Origin of the sequence: Mitsuokella apri, from assembly GCF_047974105.1 — a bacterium.
Classification (GTDB): Bacteria; Bacillota; Negativicutes; order Selenomonadales; family Selenomonadaceae; genus Mitsuokella.
This window is the reverse complement of the sequence record NZ_JBHYRS010000003.1, coordinates 1-20639: the sequence shown is the minus strand read 5'-3', so window position 1 is coordinate 20639 and position 20639 is coordinate 1. Positions and strand designations below refer to the sequence as shown.

Here is a 20639-nt window from a genome sequence, read left to right as displayed (position 1 = left end):
CGCCTTTTTATTGCCTCTAAATTATTTGACCAGCATATCATCATCGGCAAGATGATAAATACGTTTGGCATTTTCATAAAATACCTGCTGCCAATGTTCTTCCGGAATGATCTCCTTCGTAAAATCGATGTAATCACCGAGATTCGCGAGCGGCCAGTCCGTGCCGAACATAAAGCGGTCATAGCAGTCGAGATACTCCAGCCAGCCCTTGAGCCGTTCAATATAGAAATGCTTTTTCTGAAGGAACACCTCAAAATCCGGGATCTTGCCTTCGAGCAGGCCGGAAAGGTCAGCCGTGACGTTAGGGTTCTTTTCGATGACAGCCGCTGCATCCGTGAACCACGGTTCGCCAAAGTGGCACATGACAAACTGAACCTCACGGAATTTCGTCGCGGCTTCATCCATAACCAATGGATGGCTGTATTTTAAAAGCGCGTGATCCGTAGCGGTCAGCCCCGTATGTACGGCCACAGGCTTATGATAGCGCACGGCCAGTTCGTAGACAGGAGCCAGGCGGTCATCGTAGAGATAGAACGAAGCATAGCCTGGATACAGCTTGATGCCAACACAGTTTGGCCGCTTGAGATGTTCTTCTATATAATGAAGCTTCTGCGGCAGCTTGGCCATGTCGAAGACCTGACTGTCAAGGCCGATGCAGTATGACAGGAAAGGCGGATATTCCGGCTTTGTCTCCTCCACGGGCAGATTGCCCATGACAACGCCGTGCACCAGTCCACGCATTTTATACTGTTCCAAGAGATGCTCTGCACTGTTTTCATGGCCTGCAGCCCTCGCGATTTCCTCAAAATAAGCATCTGAGGCAAAGTGCAGATGTGCATCAATGATTTTCATCGTTATGTTCACCTCATATTATTGACTCATATTATTGATCCTATCGTCATGAAAGACGCGTAAACGCCTCCTGCGCCAGTCTCGTCATGTATTTGGCAGCAGGTGCAAGTGCCGCTGGGTCTACATGGAATTTTGGATTGTGGTTGGCAGGTGACTTGCCCGTACCGACGAGAACGAAGGCACCGGGAATTTCTTCCTGATAATAGGCAAAATCCTCACCGGCCAGATTGACAGGAGCCGGCTCTACCTTAAGTCCTTCTTTCTCCGCCTCTTCTTTGGCAAATTCCGTCCACGAAGGCGTATTATTCGTAGCCGGCGGGCCCGCATACCACGTAAGTTCGGCATGGCCGCCAAACGAAGCAGCCTGCCCTTCGGCAAGTCCGTAGATGCGCTCTTTAATGAGCTTGCGGTCAGCGGCAGTCAGGCAGCGCACCGTGCCTTCGAGCCACGAGGACTCCGGGATGACATTCCACGTATTGCCGCTTTCGATATGAGTGATGGAGACGAGTGCCGGATGTGCCGGATCGATGTTGCGCGAGACAATGCTCTGCGCCGCCGTGACAAAACTGGCCGCCATGACGATGGGATCGACGCCGCGTTCCGGATGCGCTGCATGCGTGCCCTTGCCATGGAATGTGACCGTGAATTTGTCAACAGAAGCAGTCACTGCCCCTTCGCGAATGCCAAGTGTGCCGACATCATAAATCGGCGAAGTATGCAGGCCAAAAATAGCCTGCACGTCCTTCAGGACGCCCGTTTCCATAACTTTCTTTGCCCCGCCCGGCGCTTCTTCGGCCGGCTGAAATAAAAGATAGACCGTGCCTGCCAGCTCTTTTTCCCGTGCTTTCAGGAGATAAGCCGCCCCCAGAACGGTGCTGATGTGAAAATCATGGCCGCAGGCGTGCATGCGGCCCTCATGTTCCGAAGCGTAAGCAAGGCCGGATTCTTCGTGAATCGGCAGGCCGTCGATATCGCAGCGCAGCGCAATAAAAGGAGCTTTGCCCGTGCCGACTTCGGCCACAAGCCCTGTCTTCAAAGGCAAATCAAGCACCTTGATGCCAGCTTCCTGCAAATCAGACCGCAGCCGTTTTGTCGTTTCCACTTCTTCATAAGAAAGTTCCGGATGACGGTGAAACCAATAAAACTCTTCGGTTATTTTATGAAAGATGTCCTGTTCGTTCATGTTTATCCCTCTCTTATCTGTATATCCAATTGCAATATTTAGCATAGTTTATTAATATGTTTTAAAGACATTGTAATATAGAGATCTTTTCCTGTCAACGACTTTTCTCATATAGGAAAAAGCTTCCGGCATAGTATGGCCAGAAGCTTTTTCTTCTATTTTATACGTTTATTCAGCCAGCGGCTTCATCGTCGGGAACAGCAGAACGTCGCGGATGGACGGTGCGTCCGTCAGCAGCATGACGAGGCGGTCAATGCCGATGCCGACACCGCCCGTTGGCGGCAGGCCGTATTCCATGGCCGTGATGTAGTCGCGGTCCATGACATGTGCTTCATCATCGCCGGCTTCGCGCTGCTTGAGCTGGTCGAGGAAGCGGCCTTCCTGATCAATCGGGTCATTGAGCTCCGTAAAACCGTTGGCGAGCTCACGGCCATAAATGAAGAACTCAAAGCGGTCCGTGATACGCGGGTCTTCAGGATTGCGCTTTGCAAGCGGCGAAATCTCCGTCGGATGGCCCGTGATGAATGTCGGCTGCATGAGCGTCTCCTCGACTTTTTCTTCAAAAGCCTGATTGAGGATGCCGCCGATGCCATGGCGCGGCTCGTACGGAACGCCGATCTCATCGGCCATCTTGCGGGCCTCTTCAACCGTCTGGCAGGAAAGGAAGTCCTTGCCCGTCGCTTCTTTGACGGCATCGTTCATGCTGATGCGCTTGACTTTCGAAAGGTCAATCTCCACGCCCTGATAGTTGATGACCGGCGTGCCGAGCACGGATTTGGCTGCATTGACGACAATGCCTTCCGTAATATCCATCATATCCGTGTAGTCGGCATAAGCCTGATAGAACTCAATCGTCGTGAATTCCGGATTGTGGCGCACATCCATGCCTTCATTGCGGAAAACGCGTCCGAGCTCGTAAACGCGGTCAAGGCCGCCGATGACGAGGCGCTTGAGGTTGAGTTCCGTGGCGATGCGCAGATACAGGTCAATGTCGAGTGCATTGTGATGCGTGACAAACGGACGTGCAGCAGCGCCGCCGGCAATCGTCGAAAGCACTGGCGTCTCGACTTCGAGATAATCGCGGTCATCGAGGTATTTGCGGATGGACTGGATGATCTTCGTGCGCTTGCGGAACGTATCGCGGACCTCCGGATTCATGATGAGGTCGAGATAGCGCTGACGGTAGCGGATATCGACATCCTGCAGACCATGGAATTTCTCCGGCAGCGGGCGCAGGGATTTGCTCAGCAGGTCAAAATCTTCGACGCGGACCGTGACTTCGCCGCGATGCGTCTTGAAGACAACGCCGCGGATGCCGACGATATCGCCGATATCGAGTTTCTTGAACTGGTTCTTGTATTTATCCTCACCGAGCACATCGATCTTGAAATAGACCTGAATACTGCCCGTGCGGTCATTGAGCGTGCAGAACGATGCTTTGCCGTGCCCGCGGATGGCCATGAGACGGCCGGCAATCTGGACCTCGCCGCCTTCTTCTTCACCCTCGAGGTTTGCGTATTTTTCCTTGATGGGCTCCGCATAATCCGTGACATCATAACGATGACCAAAAGGCGGCACGCCCATGGCACGAAATTCTTCCATCTTTTCGCGGCGGACCTTCATCATTTCATTGAGGTCTTCCGCAGGAGCCTGCTGCCCCTTCTGCTTCTTATCTGACATACTTTCCATTACTCCAATCTAAAACGCTCAGCATCCATCAGCCCTTGATGTCAAGGATCTCGTACTTGATGATGCCGGCCGGTGCATGTACATCGATGACACTGCCGCTCTTCTGGCCGAGCAGGGCCTGACCGAGCGGGGATTCATTCGAGATTTTGCCTTCATCCGGGTCTGCCTCAGTCGAACCGACGAGCATGAACGTATCCTCATCGCCGAATTCGATGTCCTTAACCGTGACTTTGCTGCCCATCTGGACGACATCGCCGGCACCGGCCTTGATGATATGCGAATTGCGGATTTTGGCCGTGAGGTCCTGAATCTCGCCTTCGAGGAAAGCCTGCTCATTCTTGGCATCATCGTACTCGGAGTTCTCCGAAAGGTCGCCGAGGGCAATGGCTGCCTTCAGGCGCTGTGCAATCTCGATACGCTTGACGCTCTTGAGGTAATTGAGTTTTTCTACGAGTTTATTATAGCCTTCTTCGGTCAGCATGACCTGTTTGTCTGCCATGATAAAACGCCCCTTTATGCTTTCAGTTTAACTTATTTATTATAAATTTTTTTATTGTCTCTGTCAATCAGAGCGAGCTTCTGCGCACGTGTCAGCTTCTTGATAGCGGCTTCACGCACGAGCGCTTCTTCTTTGGTGGCAAATGACTCAAAGTACGCGAGACGCACAGGACGATGCGAGCGCGTGTATTTGGCGCCGCGCCCCTCATTATGTGCCTTGACCCGTTTCTCTAAATCATTTGTCCAGCCGGTATACAGGCTGCCATCCCCGCAGACGAGGATGTACGTATACGCCTCAGCCATTACTTTTCCGGATACTCGATTTTGATGGTCTTGATGACGACATCCTCGAGCGGGCGGTCGGCCATATCCGTCTCGCTGCGGCCGATACGGCGGACGACGTCCATGCCCTCGCGGACTTTGCCGAAAATCGTGTGATGGTCGTTGAGCCACGGCGTCTTGTCGAGCGTGATGAAGAACTGGCTGCCGCCCGTGTGCGGCATGCCCGTATTGGCCATGGCGAGGATGCCCTCACCGTCAAAACGCAGGTCATCGACGAATTCATCCTCAATCGTATAGCCAGGGCCGCCCATGCCCGTGCCCTCAGGGTCGCCGCCCTGAATCATGAAGCCATCGATGACGCGGTGGAAGATGACACCGTCATAAAAGCCCTTTTCGGCAAGGTCGATGAAGTTCGCGGTCGTGATTGGCGTCTCATCTTCAAAGAGCTCAATCGTGAAATTGCCGAGATTCGTCTCAAATACTGCTACGCGATTTACCATTTTTTTATCTCCTCCATGAACTGGTTTTGTTTTTTCACTGCCAGATGCGGCAAGACAGCTGCCCGTCAATAAAAACATGGCGAGCAGCACGAGAAATACCTTCTTCATTGTACCTTAAATCCTCCTGTCATTTCAATAGTCTGCCTTCGTGCAGGCAATTCTTTTCGCCGGATACACGCGGCGACCAGACGGGAATCTCCCTGCCTGCGGCAAAAAAGTCGGCCGTCGGCTGCCACACAGGGTAGCCGACCGAATGCATCGTAACGAGGGCCTTGACATCCGTTTCGCGGCAGAAGACCTTTGCTCCCTTATCCATGCTTGGTCCAAGGCGCCCGTCCACAGGGAAAAAAGCCAAATCCGCTTCCAGCCCTGTGAGTTTCTTCATCTGTTTGCGGAAGGCATTTTCCGCGAGTTTGCGATTTTCCGCTGTATCGCCCGTCCAGTCCCACCAGTTGAAGTCGCCGGCATGGAAAATCTTCGTACCCTCTTCCTTCAGCGTCACGAGAAACGACGTGCCAAGATCCGTTGAATCAAAGGATTCCACGGCCAGCACATCATCCTGCCAACGGTCATACGTTTTAAGGAATGTAAGCTTTGCAGGGTCAAACTCACGGCAGCTGTTCCGGCAGCGAATATCGTCGCTCAGGATATAGCGGCTGACCGCTGCCTCATACTGCTGAATGCGCGGATTGAAGTGATCAAAATGAGAATGCGAGGCAAAGAAATACAGATGCGAAAAATTGCCGGCTTCGATGGCTTTTTTCACCTCATGCGTCGGGTCTTCAAAATCGTCAAAGACCAGCAGCGTGCTGCCTGCACGCACGAGAAAGCCGCTGTTTAAAAGATACGTAATCTCGATATCCATATGCATATAGTCCCTCCCGAATGATTTTCTTCTATTATATACAGACAGTTTCAGCGGTCGTCATGCCATTGCAGATGCTCGGGATGTTCCGGTTTGTGGATGAAGCGCTTAAAGGCAATGCCCGGTTCGCTGAAGCCGCGGCCCATGACCTCACTGGCCGACATGATGATCATGAAGGCATGCGGGTCGACGGCATGGGCGATGAGCTTGATTTTGCTGACCTGCGTGAGCTTGACAACGACGAAGACGACATTGCGCTCCTTGCGCGTAAAGGCGCCCTGCCCGTGCAAAAACGTCACGCCGCGCCCGACTTCCATAATGCCGTCGGCAATCTGCTGTGCCTGATCGGAAATGATCAGCACGGCCTTGCGGCTGTTGAAACCTGCGATAACCTTATCCGTGACCATGGCATTCATGTACATGCAGATGAGCGTAAACATCGCCGGTGCCACGCCGAACAAAAAGGCCGCGACACACATGATCATGCAGTTGAAGCAGAAAATGACGCCTCCCATATTGAGCGAGTAGTATTTCTTGGCAATGGCCCCGACGATGTCGAAGCCGCCCGTACTGCCGTTCATGCGAAAGACGATGCCGTAGCCGATGCCGTTGAATACGCCGCCAAAAATAGCTGCAAGCATGATATCGTTGACCGGAGCATAGGCATTGAGGAAACGCGTGAGGTCCAGACAGAGCGAGAATATGCCCGTGCCGATGATGACGTCAATGGTATAGCCGCGTCCCATGGTCTTCCACGCCGCAATAAGCAGCGGGATATTGTAGAGGAAGGTCTGCAGACCAATTGGGAATTTCGCCAGATAGTAGACGATGATGGCAATGCCCGTGGCACCGCCTGTCAGGAGGTGCGACGGCACGAGAAACAGATTGATGGAGCAGCTGGCAATAAAGCAGCCTATCGTGATACCGACATAACGAAGCATCTTATGATGCATCATATGCAGATGAATCATGCGCCCTTAGCCTCCTTCAGGACTGCTTTTCCCGTTTTAGGAAGAGCCGATGTGTCAATCTCCTTTTCCGCAAAACGAGGGTCAAGTTCCCCTTCTTCCACATCTTCTTCCAAAGCACGCTGCGCAGCTTCGGCGTCCGAAATCGGCAGTGAGGTAATGCGCCATGATGTCAGATAGCCGTCCTGCGAATCGATGCCTAAGAGCAGATGGTCATGCGGATGGTCTTTGCGCGTGTAGACATAATAGGCCCCGCCGTCAATGCGCTGACGCTCGGCTTTGCCATAAGTCTTCTGAATCCAATAGGACGTTGCCCCGAGACGAATGCCATTGCGTGCCTCATAGCGGTCATTCTTGATGATGAAGTCGACGACATGGCCGCTCTTATCGACTGCAGCGGTGTAATCGTCTTTATAGACATAGACCTTGACGCTCACGCCCTGACGCGTTTCCGTCTTGTCAAAAAGCGGCTCCCCCCAGACCTTGAAGAGCGTCTCTTCCGTATCGCCAAGGGCTACGCCGCGGCACGAAAAATCCGCATCCTGAAGACCAGACGAAGTTTTTGCATAGCTGACCGCCGGCAGACAAAAAACAAGGGCCAGCGCCAGACAGGCCAGCAGGATGGAACGAAATGCTTTGCACTGCATCTTGAAATCCTCCATTATTTATTTCCCACGATTTTCCATGAGGAAGCAACTCATTCAAAAGGCAAAATTGCCATGACGGAATACCTGTACTTCTGTGCCATCGCGGCGCGTGCCGACAATCTCAAGGTCGCGGCTGCCGACCATGAAATCCTCATGCATGAGCGAATCATTGACGCCATGCTGCAGAAGAGTCACGCTGTCCATTTTTTCACCGCCCTTGAGACAGGTCGGATAAGCCTTGCCGAGCGCGAGGTGGCAGGCGGCATTTTCATCAAACAACGTATTGTAGAACAGCACGCCGCTCTTGGAAATGGGAGAGTCAAACGGCACGAGGGCAACCTCGCCAAGGTAGCGGGAGCCTTCGTCCGTCTCAAGCAGTCCCTTGAGGATTTCTTTGCCTTTTTTCGCATCAAAGTCCACGACTTTTCCCTTTTCAAACCGCAGATAAAAATTCTCGATGAGATTGCCGTTGAAATTGAGCGGCTTCGTCGCATAGACAATGCCATTCACGCCGTCGCGTTTCGGCAGCGTATAGACTTCTTCTGTCGGCAGGTTCGCGGCAAAGACCGTGCCGAGCTCCGACTTTTCCGCGCCGCCGGCCCAGATATGTCCCTCGGGAAGCTCGACCGTAAGGTCCGTGCCGAGGCTGTTAGTATAATGGAGTTTTGCAAAGTCATTCTGATTCAGGAAAGCGGCCGCCTTATGCAGGAATTCAATGTGCTCCTGCCATGCCTTGACGGTGTCCAGCCCCTCACCTACGCGCACGGTCTGAAAGATTTCCTTCCACAAGCGGGCCACAGCTTCCTCTTCCGAAAGCTCCGGAAATACTTTTTTTGCCCAGCCCTTCGTCGGCACAGAGACGACACACCACGTATTGCGGTTGTTCATGAGACGTTCGCGGTATTCCATGAGTGCCGCTCCGGCGGCCTGATTGGCGAGTTTGAGCTTCTCAGGATCGATATCGCCAAAAATCTCGGGATCACGCGCGGCAATCGAGACAAAGGCCGCCCCCTGCGCGGCATAGTCCTCATAAAATGCGCGGCGCCATTCCGGAAATTCCGTGAAGAGCTGTTTTTTGCCATTTGCATAGCGGATATGCGCGAGCTGTTCGTCACTCCAGCTCACGACGACATCATGAGCTTCCGCGGCAAAAGCCTCCTTGGCAATGGCACGCGCAAATTCCGCGCATTCAATCGGCGCATTGATGACGAGAATCTGGTCTTTCTGCAGATTGACGCCAATGCGTACGACAAGCTCTGCATATGATTTCAGTAAATCCTGCTTCATAAAAATGCTCCCTTCCTTCTATATATTATAGCGATATTATAGCGTATCCGTATCAAAGAGCAGCGTGACCGGGCCATCGTTTACCGATGCCACCTTCATATCGGCCCCAAACTCCCCATGCTCGACCGAAAAACCTTTTTCCCGCAGCTTCTGCATAAAGCGTTCATAGAGGGGCTCAGCGAGCTCCGGCTTCGCCGCATGGGAAAAGCCCGGCCGCCTCTTCTTGAGGTCCGCATAGAGCGTGAACTGCGAGATGACGAGAAAACTGCCGCCGACTTGGTCAATGCTGAGATTCATCTTGCCGGCATCATCTGAAAAGACACGCACATGTGCGATTTTTTCAGCCAGACGGTCGCAGCTTTCTTCCGTATCCTCCGGGCCAACGCCTAAAAGCACGAGAAATCCCTGCTGAATCTGTCCGTGAATCTTTCCCTCAATCTCGACAGAAGCCTCCGTCACTCTGGTTACAACTGCTTTCATTCCGTTCCCTCCATATAAGGCTGTACAAATTTCCGGATGGTCAGAAAATACTTCTGCTGGTCGGCCTGACTCGCTGCGGCATGCACAGCCCCCGGAATCATGAGAATGTCTTTCTTCGGCGCATTCGCCGCCGCATAGAGCTGTTCGGCCATATTCGGCGGCACGAGTGTATCCTTCGTGCCATGGATGAATAAGAGCGGCACGCGGGATTTTTTGACAGCCTCGATTGGCGAAGCATCTTTCAGGTCAAAGCCCGCTTTCTTCTCACAGCGCCAATTCAAAAGGTTCATCGCCGGGAAGGACGGCAGGCCAAAAGAAGTCTCGAGCTGCATTGCGATGAGGTCATAGGCACTCGTATAGCCGCAGTCCTCGACCACGGCGACGACATTGTCGGGCAAATCGTCCTTGTCCGCCGCCATCATGACCGTAGCCGCGCCCATCGAGACACCGTGCAGCAGGATTTTGGCATCTGGATAAGCTGCCGCCACCTTTTGAGCCCAGAGCACGATATCATCGCTCTCCTTATAGCCAAGCGTCAGATACTGCCCACCGCTGAGCCCCGCCGCCCGCAAATCCGGTGTCAGGACATTGTAACCCATCGCCAGATAATTTTCCGCGAGATAATACGAATTCTGCTGCGTGCAGCCATAGCCATGCGCGATGATGACCCATTTATCCGTCCTGCGCTCCGGCTTGAAATACGAAGCCGCAAGATAAATACCATCGTCCGACTCGATATTCCAGTTTTCCGAGGGATAATCGGGCTTGTCAAAATGACGCGCTTCCGGCGGCATCAAAAGGGCATAGGCCTTCGGCGGCTCCTGCGGATTTTCCGCCGTGCCGCGCTCCAAGCCAAAATGCACACAGTAATTGCCAATAAAATATCCTGCCCCGATGACGAGCGCTGCCGTCACCAAGACGGCCGTCAAGAGGCAGGATACAATGATCTTTTTCATAGAACCACCTTTCTGCCGAAATGTGATTCCATTATATCATATTCTATTGGGAAAAAAGTCTGAAGTCCGTTAAATTTTTATGCAATTGCCCGGACCAATTTTATCTGCTTCCTGTCAGGAACAGCTGGCAATCTGTATTTAGATTCGTACTTTGTACCCTTTGCGGAGAGGATTTCCCTTTCTGCGGAACGAATCCATATACTATCAAATTGAATCAATAAAACATAGGAGGTTTCCTTATGGCAGAAGAACAAAAGGCCTGGTGGAAAGAGGCCGTTATTTATCAGATTTATCCCCGCAGCTTCCAGGATTCGAATGGCGACGGCATCGGCGATCTGCCGGGCATTACGCAGCGCATTCCTTATCTCAAAAAACTCGGCGTCGATGTCATCTGGCTGTCCCCAATCTACAAATCCCCGAATGACGACAATGGCTACGATATTTCCGACTACCGTGCCATCATGGACGACTTCGGCACGATGGCGGATTTTGACGTACTGCTGCAGACCGCGCACAAATCCGGCATCAAGCTCGTCATGGACCTTGTCGTCAATCATACCTCAGACGAACACGCCTGGTTCATCGAAAGCCGCAAATCCCGCACAAATCCCTACCGCGATTTCTACATCTGGAAAGACGGCAAGAATGGTCACGCACCGAACAACTGGGAATCGTATTTCAGCGGGCCGGCCTGGCAGTATGACAAAACAACAGACCAGTATTATTTGCATTGCTTTTCAAAAAAACAGCCTGACCTCAATTGGGAGAATCCGAAAGTCCGCGACGCCGTCTTCGATATGATGAACTGGTGGTGCCAAAAGGGCATCGATGGCTTCCGCATGGATGTCATCTCGATGATTTCCAAGGACCAGTCCTTCCCCAACGGCCCCGTCAAGCCGGATGGCTACGGCGACCTTTCACCTCATGTCTGCAACGGGCCGCGCGTGCACGAATTCCTGCAGGAAATGAACCGCCGCGTACTATCCCATTATGATCTGCTGACGGTCGGCGAAGCAGCCGGCGTCACGATTGAAGAAGCCAAGAAATACGCGCGTGCCGATGGCAAAGAGCTCGGCATGGTCTTCCAGTTCGAGCATGTCGGTGCTGAAAACGGCAAGGGCAGCCTCATTGACAAATGGACGACCGGCAAGCCGCAGCTGCCGAAATTCCGCGCCATCCTCAACAAATGGCAGCAGGAACTTGAAGGCAAAGCCTGGAATTCCCTTTACCTCGACAATCACGACCAGCCGCGCTGCGTTTCGATGTTCGGCAATGACAGCCCAAAATGGCGCGTGCTCTCCGCGAAAATGCTCGCGACCTGCCTGCACATGCAGAAAGGCACGCCCTACATCTATCAGGGCGAAGAACTCGGCATGACGAATATGAAATTCCATTCTCTCGCCGACTGCCGCGACCTTGAAGAAATCAATGCCTGGCATCAATATGTCGAGGAACAGAAAAAAGTATCGGCCGAGACGATGCTGAAGTGCTTCGACAACATGGCACGCGACAATGCCCGTACGCCCATGCAGTGGACGGCAGGCAAAAATGCCGGTTTTACCAAAGGAACACCATGGCTGGCCGTTAATCCCAATTACACGGAAATCAATGCTGAAGCTGCACTCAAGGATCCAGATTCCGTCTTCTACTATTATCAAAAGCTCATCAAACTGCGTCACACGTATCCTATCATCGTCTATGGCACATTTGAGCCTCTTCTCGAAGATGACCAACAGATTTACGCTTTTGCCCGCCATCTTGATGGGCAGACGCTTCTCATTGCCTGCAATTGGACCGCAAACGAAGTACCCTGCACTTTGTTCGCAGGCAAGAACGGCACAGAGCTAATTGCCAATTATGCAGAGCACAAAGAAGGCTGCCTGCAGCCATATGAGGCACGCGTTCTTTTATTACAGGATTAATTTCCTGCTTCCTGTATACTCATCAATGCTCATCCTGTAACTTTACCATGAATTAAGAAATCCCGTCCGGCTTTTGCCAGACGGGATTTTTCCTGCATAAGATTCTATTTTCAGGATATGCTGTTTTATTTGCCAGCCTTCATGCGGTTGATCGCACTAATCAGAGCCTGAATGGACGCCGTAATGATATCCGTATCCATGCCGGCACCCCAGGTGATGTGGCCATCGTCATTCGTGATGCCGATATAAGCCATGGCACGGCTGTTCTGACCGATTTCCAACGCATGCTCGCTGTACGTCAGGTCCTTGTAGCTGATATCAAGGTTGGCCTGCAGGGCATTCGAGACGGCATCGAGACGGCCGTTGCCGCGTGCGAGGAAAGTCTTGGGCTCACCGTTGACGAAGATATCGACCGTGCCCTTGCGCGTGCCGTCCGGTTCCTTCTGAAGCAGGAAGTCATTGAGCTTGTACGGAGAATCGACATTGACGTACTCATCCTGGAAGATCTGATAAATCTCATCCGGCATGAGTTCCTTATGCTTGTGGTCCGAAACGCCCTTGACGCAGTAGCCAAAGTCCTCACGCATTTTCTTTGGCATATCGATGCCGTATTTCTGCTCCATGATGAAGCCGACACCGCCCTTGCCGGACTGGCTGTTGATGCGGATGACATCGCCATCATACTGACGGCCGACATCCTTCGGGTCGATGTAGAGGTACGGCAGCGTCCATTTGTCTGGATTCTTTTCGTCCTTCCAGTGCATGCCCTTGGCAATGGCATCCTGATGAGAACCGGAGAAAGCAGCAAATACGAGTTCACCGGCATACGGCTGACGCGGCGAAACATGCATGCGCGTAACGCGTTCGTACATCTCAACGAGCTCCGGCATATTCGAGAAATCAAGTTCCGGATCGACGCCGAGGGCAAACATATTCATAGCGACCGTGATGATATCAACATTGCCCGTGCGTTCACCATTGCCGAACAGCGTGCCTTCCACGCGGTCTGCACCGGCGAGGATGCCCATCTCCGTATCGGCAACACCGCAGCCGCGGTCATTATGAGGATGCAGGGAAAGAACGACATTGTCGCGGTATTTGAGATGTTTGTTCATGTAGGCAACCTGCATGGCAAAGACATGAGGCATGCTCATCTCGACCGTGGCCGGCAGGTTGATGATGGCTTTGCGGTCAGCCGTTGGCTTCCAGACATCAAGAACCGCGTTGCAGACTTCCAAAGCATACTCAGGTTCTGTACCCGTAAAGGATTCCGGCGAATATTCAAAGCGGTAGTTTGCTCCAGCTTCTTCCGTGAGTTCCTGCAAAAGCTTGGCTCCATCGATGGCCATCTGCTTGATCTGTTCCTTGTCCTTGCGGAAAACCTGCTGGCGCTGCGCAACCGATGTCGAATTGTAGACATGGACGATAGCGTTCTTGACGCCCTTCAAAGCATCAAACGTCTTGCGGATGATGTGTTCACGAGCCTGTGTGAGTACCTGAATCGTCACATCATCCGGAATCAGGTCATCCTCGACCAGGCGGCGCAGGAACTCATATTCCGTCTCCGAAGCAGCCGGGAAACCGACTTCAATTTCTTTAAAACCGACTTTGAGGAGCATCTTGTAGAATTCCAGCTTCTCATCGAGACTCATCGGAATGACCAGCGACTGGTTGCCATCGCGCAGATCCACACTGCACCAAATCGGCGCATGGTCCGGGGCATCCTTCTTTGCCCATTCCAAGTCAATCTCCGGCGGCATAAAATAACCTTTGCTGTACTTCTGATAATTCATCATTTGACAAAACCTCCCCAAATAGAAAAGCCCTTCGTCTCATGAGACGAAGGGCTGTACCTGCGTGTTACCACTCAAATTCATACTCCTTGCGGAGTACCTCTACGGATTCTAGCAAATCCTCCTGCTTTAACGGTCAGGCTCCGTCCCTGCCTAATGGTGCACGGCTAAAATACATTTGTATATCCATACACGTTCAGCGGGCTGCTTCAAGGCGAGTTCCAGATTCCTTTGCTGCTGTCTTACACCAGCCGACAGCTCTCTATGAGTCCCAGAATCCTTACTATTCCTCTGCAACGCATTTCCCTGTGTTGGATACTAGAATAGCACAGAGAAATATATTTTGCAAGTGTTTTTATGTAAAAGTGTAAAGTTTTTTTATGCCTTATTTATTATCTTCCGGCTCACGCAGGGTTTTATTGGCCTGTGCGCGCTTTTTTTCTTCTTCGCGCTGCTGGCGTTTGCGTGCCTTATGAGCCTCATAGCGGCGGCGGCCATCTTCAAAGGCCTTCTTTGCTTCTTCCGTATCGATGATGAGCGGCGGCACAGCTTTCGGGCGCGAGTTGCGGTCCAGTGCGACCATTGTGAAATAGGCCGTGAGCGCACGCTGCGGCTTGCTTTCAACATCAAGATCCTCAACGTCAACGGTGACGGCAACTTCCATCGAACTGTGACCGACGAAGACGATTTCTGCCGTGCAGGTTACCAAATCGCCAATGAGGATTGGGGAATGGAATTCCAATTCATCCACGCGTGCAGTGACGACATTCGAACGCGCATAACGGCGTGTCACGGCATATGCCGTCGAGTCCATCATCTTCATGATCTCACCGCCATGAACGTTGCCATTCGGATTCGTCTGGCTCGGCATCATGACCTGACTGATAACAAGCTTCGTATTCTGTGCCATGGGAAAACCTCCTGCTCTATCACAGCCGAGCCTTTTGCTCTCTGTGTTATAAAATTATACATACTATATCAAATCATTATACATTCCTAGCATATATGATTTGCAAAATAAAAACCGTGACTGAATCACAAAGCAGCCGCTGTTTTTATATTTTATCTTTTTACTTAATGAAGCGGTCAATGGCCTCATTGAGCTGCTCTAATGCCCGCTGGTCATTATCACGCACCGCATCGACAATACAGTGTTCAAGATGGTCTTTGAGTATAATGCGGCTGACCCCTTTTATTGCACTGTCAACAGCAGAAAGCTGTACAAGGACTTCACTGCAGTCCCTGCCCTCTTCAATCATATGCTTAATCGATTCGAGATGACCGATGAGCCGCGCCATGCGGTTAAGCACTGCCTTCGTCTGGGTATGGCTGTGCGCATGACCATGTGCATGCGTTACTATTGTACCATCTGGCAATACATGTGTATGTGATTTCTGTTTTACCTGAGCTGCCTGCGCTTCCTGTTTCTTTTCTTCCATATTTTCCATATAAATCGTTATCACCTGCCCCCACTTTTTATTTGGCTGTTTGCATATACCTTTATATTGTTCATATTGTTCGCGCTCAGAAAGCTTTTTTCCTTCTTTTCCGTCTCCTCTAAAAAAAGAATCCCTTCTCCAAGCAGGAAAGGGATTCTTCGTTGAATCAAGTTCAGACAGAAGAGCTGAAATTTACTCGACGGAAAGCGTTACCGTCTCACCGTTGATATTCCACTCTTTTTCATGTCCGGACGTCTCATCGTACGTAACGTTATCAGCCAGCGTGATGTCCTTGAGGAACTGTTCATTCTTCTTGACAAGTCCTTCGAGTTTCTCATTGCCTTTAAGACCGACTGTAATATGGTCCGTGACTTCATAGCCATTTTCCTTGCGCATGGTCTGCACCTTGCTGATGATTTCACGCACAAAGCCTTCTTCGAGAAGTTCTTCCGAAAGCGTCGTCTCGAGGGCAATCGTCACACCATTGTAACGCTGGCAGTTGTAGCCATCCGTCTGTGCCATCGTGACTTCGACATCCTCAGGCAGGAGCGTCACATCGCCGTCCGGCAGAGCGACGACGAGTTTGCCCGTCGTATCGAGCTCTTCCTTCGCTTTATGGCCATTGACTGCCTTCAGAGCTTTCTGGATTGCGCCCATCTTCTTGCCGACTTTCGGTCCGAGAACACGGAACTGCGGCTTGAAGCTGTACGTCAGATAAGCTTCCATATCATCCTTGAAGACAACTTCCTTGACATTGAGTTCTTCCTCGACGATTTCCTTGTAGAAGTCAGGCAGGACGACTGGTGCCTTGACATACATCCTGCCAATCGGCTGACGGTTCTTGATATTGGCCTCATTGCGCGCAGCACGGCCAAGCACGACGATTTCGAGGACCTCGCCCATGTTCTTCTCAAGCTCTGCATCGATATGGGCCTCATTGACTTTCGGGAAGTCGCAGAGATGGACGGATTCCGGAGCGTTCTTGTCGATGCTGCAGACGAGATTGCGGTAAATGGATTCCGTCATGAACGGGATCATCGGCGCAGCGGCCTTGGCCGTCGTGACGAGGGCCGTATAAAGCGTCATGTAGGCATTGATCTTATCCTGCTCCATGCCCTTGGCCCAGAAACGGCTGCGGCTGCGGCGGACATACCAGTTCGAGAGTTCATCGACGAACTGCTCAAGGGCCTTGGCCGCTTCCGTGACGCGGTAATTCGAAAGGTCATAGTCGACATTCTTGACCATCGTATTGAGGCGCGAGAGGCACCATTTATCCATGACCGGCAGTTTATCGTAATCGAGCGTATACTTCGTCGCATCGAAGTTGTCGATATTCGCATAAAGCACGAAGAAGGCATACGTATTCCAGAGCGTGCCCATGAACTTGCGCTGACCTTCCTGCACGGCATCATCGTGGAAGCGATTTGGCAGCCACGGTGCGCTGTTCTCGTAGAAATACCAGCGGATGGCATCGGCACCGTGCTTCTGCAGTGCTTCCATCGGGTCGACGGCATTGCCCTTCGACTTCGACATCTTGCGGCCTTCCTTATCCTGGACATGGCCGAGGACGATGACATTGCGGTACGGCGCTTTATGGAACAGCAGCGTCGAGATGGCAATCAGCGAATAGAACCAGCCACGCGTCTGGTCAACCGCTTCCGAAATGAAGTCTGCCGGGAAACGCTTCTTGAAGATATCCTGATTCTCGAACGGATAATGCCACTGGGCAAACGGCATCGAGCCCGAATCGAACCAGCAGTCGATGACTTCCTTGACGCGGTGCATCTCTTTGCCGCATTCCGGGCATTTAATCGTGACTTTATCGATGTACGGACGGTGCAGCTCGATGTCATCCGGGCAGTTCGAGCTCATCGACTTGAGTTCTTCAATCGAGCCGATGACATGCTGATGGCCGCATTCACACTGCCAGACCGGCAGCGGCGTGCCCCAGTAGCGGTTGCGCGAGAGGCCCCAGTCCTGTACATGCTCGAGCCAGTTGCCAAAACGGCCTTCGCCAATGGATTTTGGAATCCAGTTTACCGTCTTATTGTTGGCCACGAGCTCATCCTTGACAGCCGTCATCTTGATGAACCAGGTCGGGAACGAATAGTAAAGCAGCGGTGTATCGCAGCGCCAGCAGTGCGGGTAGCTGTGCGTGAATTCCGGTGCCTTGAAAAGTTTGCCTTTTTTCTCGAGGTCTGCGAGAATCAGCGGGTCTGCCTTCTTGACAAACATGCCAGGCCAATCCGTATCAGCCGTGAGCTCGCCCTTGCTGTTGACGAGGTTGACAAAGGCCACGCCATATTTCTGGCAGACGCGGTTATCGTCTTCGCCGTAAGCCGGGGCCATATGAACAATGCCCGTGCCGTCTTCCGTCGTGACATAATCATCGCACGTTACGATGAAGGCCTTCTTGCCCTTCTGATTCTTGACTTTTTCAACAGCATACGGATAAAGCGGCTCATACTCACGGAACTCAAGGTCTTTGCCCTTGTACTTTGCAAGGACCTTGCGTTCGCCTTCGACACCTTCAAAGACTTTGTCGACCAGAGCTTCGGCGAGAATGTACTTCTTATCGCCGACCTGGACCTTGACATAATCGACCTCCGGATTGACGCAGAGTGCGAGGTTCGACGGCAGCGTCCAAGGCGTCGTCGTCCAGGCGAGGAAGCAGGCGTCGTCATCTTTGGCCTGGAACTCAACCATAGCCGAACGCTCCGTAACGTCCTTATAGCCCTGTGCTACTTCGTGCGAAGAAAGCGGCGTGCCGCAGCGCGGGCAGTACGGGACGACTTTATAGCCTTCATAGAGCAGGCCCTTCTTCCAGATTTCCTTGAGTGCCCACCATTCGGATTCGATGAAATCGTTCTCGTACGTGATGTACGGATGCTCCATGTCGGCCCAGAAGCCAACGACATCGGAGAACTCTTCCCACATGCCCTTATACTTCCAAACGGACTCGCGGCATTTCTTGATGAACGGCTCGATGCCATAGGCTTCAATTTGGTCCTTGCCGTTGATGCCAATCTGTTTCTCGACTTCGAGCTCGACAGGCAGACCATGCGTATCCCAACCAGCTTTTCTGAGGACTTTCTTGCCCTTCATCGAAGCAAAGCGCGGCAGCATATCCTTGATGACACGCGTCAAAACGTGACCGATATGCGGCTTGCCGTTAGCCGTCGGCGGACCATCGTAAAACGTGAACGTATCACAGCCTTCGCGCTGGTCGATTGCCTTCTGCGCGATATTGTGCTCTTTCCAGAACTTGCGGACTTCCTTCTCGCGTTCCACGAAGTTCAGGTTCGTATCTACTTTCTTATACAAACAGAATGCCTCCTCACATATAAAAAGCCTGCACCCAAATAGGATGCAGGCCAATTTACCTACAGGATAACCACCTATTTCCACGCACCACCATGCGCTGTCCCGTAACGGGGGGATGCCGGCAAGACCTACTTCTGTTTCAGTCCGCTGCTCCAGAGTGATCTTCATCTGCCTGTACTGACGCCCGGCTCACACCAGCCCCGGTTCGCTTCCGCCTTCTCTGCAGACTACTCTCTCCATCAATGCATTTACATGTTAACAGGATTTATTGTACCACAGGGATAGACATATTTCAAATACTATTTCCCTGAACCTCTCTTCTCAATATCTGGCATTTGGATTATAATGGAAATTGTTTCAAAATGAAAAAAGAATATACGAAATAAAGGAAGGTTACTCATGCATCAGTATCTTTTTTACATTGGGGACTTCCCCATACGGGCCTACGGTCTCGTACTTTCGCTTTCCATTATTCTCGCCACAGGAGTTGGCTATTTCCTTGCCAAGGCTGATGGCCGCGGCTATGAGAAGTACATCGTCGACCTCGGCATTTACTGCGGTGTGGCCGGTCTTTTGGGAGCGCGACTCTGGGATGTCTTTTTCTTTGACTGGGATTACTACGGCCATCACCTGACGGAGCTCTTCAACGTCTGGCAGGGCGGCATGGCCATCCAAGGCGGCGTCTTTCTCGGCGTGCTCACAGGCGTCTGGTACTGCCAGCGCCACCATATCGACACAGTGCATCTCATGGATGTACTTGCCCCGGCCATCATTCTTGGCCAGGCCCTTGGCCGCTGTGCCAATCTGTTGAATGGCGATGCGTTTGGTGCCCCTACGGGTTCGTCCTTCGGCATCATTTATCCGTCGACTACCCTTGCCCATCTCACCTACGGCGACCAGCCGCTCTGGCCTGCTGAAGTCTGGGAGGGCCAGCTCGATGTCGTCGTCTTCGCCCTGCTGCTGCTGTTCCGCACGACCAATCATGCCAAAGGCCAGTGCTTTGCTCTTTACGTCATGCTCTACAGCCTTGTACGCTTCGGTCTCGAGTTCCTGCGCGGAGATTATACCGAGAAAGTCTTCGGCCTCTTCACGAGCGCGCAGACGACGAGCGTCGCTGCCTTTACGATTGCCGCGTTCTTCTTTATCGGTCTTTCTATATATGGAAAGAAACCGAAAAAAATCAGAAAGAATCCACGGTAAAAATTTGACGAAGCAGGTTCATATCCTCTATAATGAAGTCTGGAATCATAAAAATATGAGGGAGCAATCGATTTCATGAAAATTTTAGCACGTCATCTGACGGTCGATCTCTTCAATTGCAAGAACAGCAAACTCAAAGACATTGACCAAATCAAAGAATACACCAAAGAAATTCCCGAGCATTTTGCCCTGCATAAAATCTCGGAGTGTTCAGAGCACCTGACCGATACGCATTATGCCATCATGACGCTGTTCCGCGAGGGACATATGGTACTGCATATCTACACAGAGCTCAAATACGTCGCCATCGACATTTTCCTCTGTCAGGAAAATGCCGAGCCAGAACGCATCGCCAAGGATATGCGCGATTTCTTCAAGCCGGACAAGACGAAGACGACGCTCCTGAAGCGCGGTGACTTTGGTTCAGCGAAGGACATCCGTCCCAAAGTCAAGACGCGTGTGGCGCCGTTGCGCAAGATTCACAATACCGGCGCTAAGGTTCTGCGCGTGCTGGCACGCCGCAACCGTCATTGATATCACATCACCGGCATATGCAAAAGCCCCTTTCACTATGAAGAGTGAAAGGGGCTTTTCTAGTAGTCCTGAAATAATAGGCACAAAAAAGGCCCCGCCACAGCGGAGCCTCTGCTTAACCGGCAATTTCCTATCCTCCCAGCCCGTCTCCAGACAAGTACTTTCGGCCTCTGAATGCTTAACTACTGTGTTCGGTATGGGAACAGGTGGAACCATTCAG

At 52.0% G+C, this 20639-nt stretch carries 19 protein-coding genes, 1 rRNA gene and 1 other annotated feature; of the genes, 3 read left to right on the top strand and 17 right to left on the bottom strand.

From position 1 onward, the window contains the following. Positions 1-21: 21 nt before the first annotated feature. The 12 genes from ACE419_RS05140 to ACE419_RS05085 all read right to left on the bottom strand — a co-directional run bounded on the left by ACE419_RS05140 (position 22) and on the right by ACE419_RS05085 (position 10207). The gene (locus ACE419_RS05140; protein WP_432646737.1) at positions 22-852 is read right to left on the bottom strand and encodes an amidohydrolase family protein; all 831 of its coding nucleotides are present in this window, start codon (positions 850-852) and stop codon (positions 22-24) included. Between the two features lie 46 nt (positions 853-898). After that, positions 899-2035, bottom strand: coding sequence for an amidohydrolase (locus ACE419_RS05135; protein WP_432646738.1), 1137 nt, complete (start codon positions 2033-2035; stop codon positions 899-901). Between the two features lie 168 nt (positions 2036-2203). Continuing rightward, positions 2204-3724 carry a lysine--tRNA ligase gene (gene lysS / locus ACE419_RS05130; RefSeq protein ID WP_435721262.1) on the bottom strand — a complete coding sequence of 507 codons (1521 nt, stop codon included), beginning with the start codon at positions 3722-3724 and terminating at the stop codon, positions 2204-2206. Between the two features lie 28 nt (positions 3725-3752). After that, positions 3753-4223: a transcription elongation factor GreA gene (greA, locus tag ACE419_RS05125; RefSeq protein WP_432648552.1), complete on the bottom strand. Its 471-nt coding sequence runs from the start codon at positions 4221-4223 to the stop codon at positions 3753-3755. A gap of 32 nt (positions 4224-4255) precedes the next feature. Beyond that, complete coding sequence (locus ACE419_RS05120) at positions 4256-4525, bottom strand: GIY-YIG nuclease family protein (protein WP_435721261.1); 270 nt, start codon at positions 4523-4525, stop codon at positions 4256-4258. Continuing rightward, positions 4525-5112 (bottom strand): peptidylprolyl isomerase, encoded by a 588-nt coding sequence (locus ACE419_RS05115; RefSeq protein ID WP_435721260.1) that lies wholly within the window; start codon positions 5110-5112, stop codon positions 4525-4527. The genes ACE419_RS05120 and ACE419_RS05115 overlap by 1 nt, the downstream gene beginning before the upstream one ends. Before the next feature lie 19 nt (positions 5113-5131). After that, positions 5132-5869: an MBL fold metallo-hydrolase gene (locus tag ACE419_RS05110; RefSeq protein WP_435721259.1), complete on the bottom strand. Its 738-nt coding sequence runs from the start codon at positions 5867-5869 to the stop codon at positions 5132-5134. Between the two features lie 50 nt (positions 5870-5919). Further along, positions 5920-6840, bottom strand: a complete 921-nt coding sequence (locus ACE419_RS05105) for a YitT family protein (protein WP_435721258.1) — start codon at positions 6838-6840, stop codon at positions 5920-5922. Next, positions 6837-7484 carry a hypothetical protein gene (locus ACE419_RS05100; protein WP_435721257.1) on the bottom strand — a complete coding sequence of 216 codons (648 nt, stop codon included), beginning with the start codon at positions 7482-7484 and terminating at the stop codon, positions 6837-6839. Before ACE419_RS05100 ends, ACE419_RS05105 begins: the two co-directional genes overlap by 4 nt. A gap of 54 nt (positions 7485-7538) precedes the next feature. Then, on the bottom strand, positions 7539-8771 hold the full coding sequence (locus ACE419_RS05095) for an aminopeptidase (protein ID WP_432647330.1): 1233 nt from the start codon (positions 8769-8771) through the stop codon (positions 7539-7541). A gap of 36 nt (positions 8772-8807) precedes the next feature. Beyond that, on the bottom strand, positions 8808-9251 hold the full coding sequence (gene dtd / locus ACE419_RS05090; RefSeq protein WP_432647331.1) for a D-aminoacyl-tRNA deacylase: 444 nt from the start codon (positions 9249-9251) through the stop codon (positions 8808-8810). Then, a complete protein-coding gene (locus tag ACE419_RS05085) occupies positions 9248-10207 on the bottom strand; it encodes an alpha/beta hydrolase (RefSeq protein ID WP_432647332.1) in 960 nt (319 codons plus the stop codon). The genes dtd and ACE419_RS05085 overlap by 4 nt, the downstream gene beginning before the upstream one ends. A gap of 239 nt (positions 10208-10446) precedes the next feature. Here ACE419_RS05085 and ACE419_RS05080 point away from each other — a divergent pair, with 239 nt between their 5' ends. Continuing rightward, positions 10447-12129: a glycoside hydrolase family 13 protein gene (locus ACE419_RS05080; protein ID WP_432647333.1), complete on the top strand. Its 1683-nt coding sequence runs from the start codon at positions 10447-10449 to the stop codon at positions 12127-12129. A 125-nt stretch (positions 12130-12254) separates the two neighbouring features. On the opposite strand, the gene ACE419_RS05075 is transcribed toward ACE419_RS05080, so the two are convergent. The 4 genes from ACE419_RS05075 to ileS form a co-directional block, all read right to left on the bottom strand. Then, positions 12255-13922 carry a 2-isopropylmalate synthase gene (locus ACE419_RS05075; protein ID WP_435721417.1) on the bottom strand — a complete coding sequence of 556 codons (1668 nt, stop codon included), beginning with the start codon at positions 13920-13922 and terminating at the stop codon, positions 12255-12257. A 39-nt stretch (positions 13923-13961) separates the two neighbouring features. Next, positions 13962-14228 (bottom strand) — a binding site (T-box leader). Positions 14229-14307: 79 nt separating this feature from the next. After that, a complete protein-coding gene (locus tag ACE419_RS05070) occupies positions 14308-14832 on the bottom strand; it encodes an acyl-CoA thioesterase (protein ID WP_432647334.1) in 525 nt (174 codons plus the stop codon). Positions 14833-14992: 160 nt separating this feature from the next. Continuing rightward, positions 14993-15370: a metal-sensing transcriptional repressor gene (locus ACE419_RS05065; protein WP_439784245.1), complete on the bottom strand. Its 378-nt coding sequence runs from the start codon at positions 15368-15370 to the stop codon at positions 14993-14995. A 183-nt stretch (positions 15371-15553) separates the two neighbouring features. Further along, positions 15554-18685 carry an isoleucine--tRNA ligase gene (gene ileS / locus ACE419_RS05060; protein WP_435721256.1) on the bottom strand — a complete coding sequence of 1044 codons (3132 nt, stop codon included), beginning with the start codon at positions 18683-18685 and terminating at the stop codon, positions 15554-15556. Between the two features lie 399 nt (positions 18686-19084). Here ileS and lgt point away from each other — a divergent pair, with 399 nt between their 5' ends. After that, positions 19085-19885, top strand: a complete 801-nt coding sequence (gene lgt, locus ACE419_RS05055; RefSeq protein WP_435721255.1) for a prolipoprotein diacylglyceryl transferase — start codon at positions 19085-19087, stop codon at positions 19883-19885. A gap of 75 nt (positions 19886-19960) precedes the next feature. Next, entirely contained in the window at positions 19961-20419 is a 459-nt protein-coding gene (locus ACE419_RS05050) for an S-adenosylmethionine decarboxylase family protein (protein WP_295631084.1), read from the top strand. A gap of 117 nt (positions 20420-20536) precedes the next feature. Here the strand turns inward: ACE419_RS05050 and rrf are convergent. After that, positions 20537-20639: ribosomal RNA gene (rrf, locus tag ACE419_RS05045) — 5S ribosomal RNA — on the bottom strand; the annotation flags it as partial.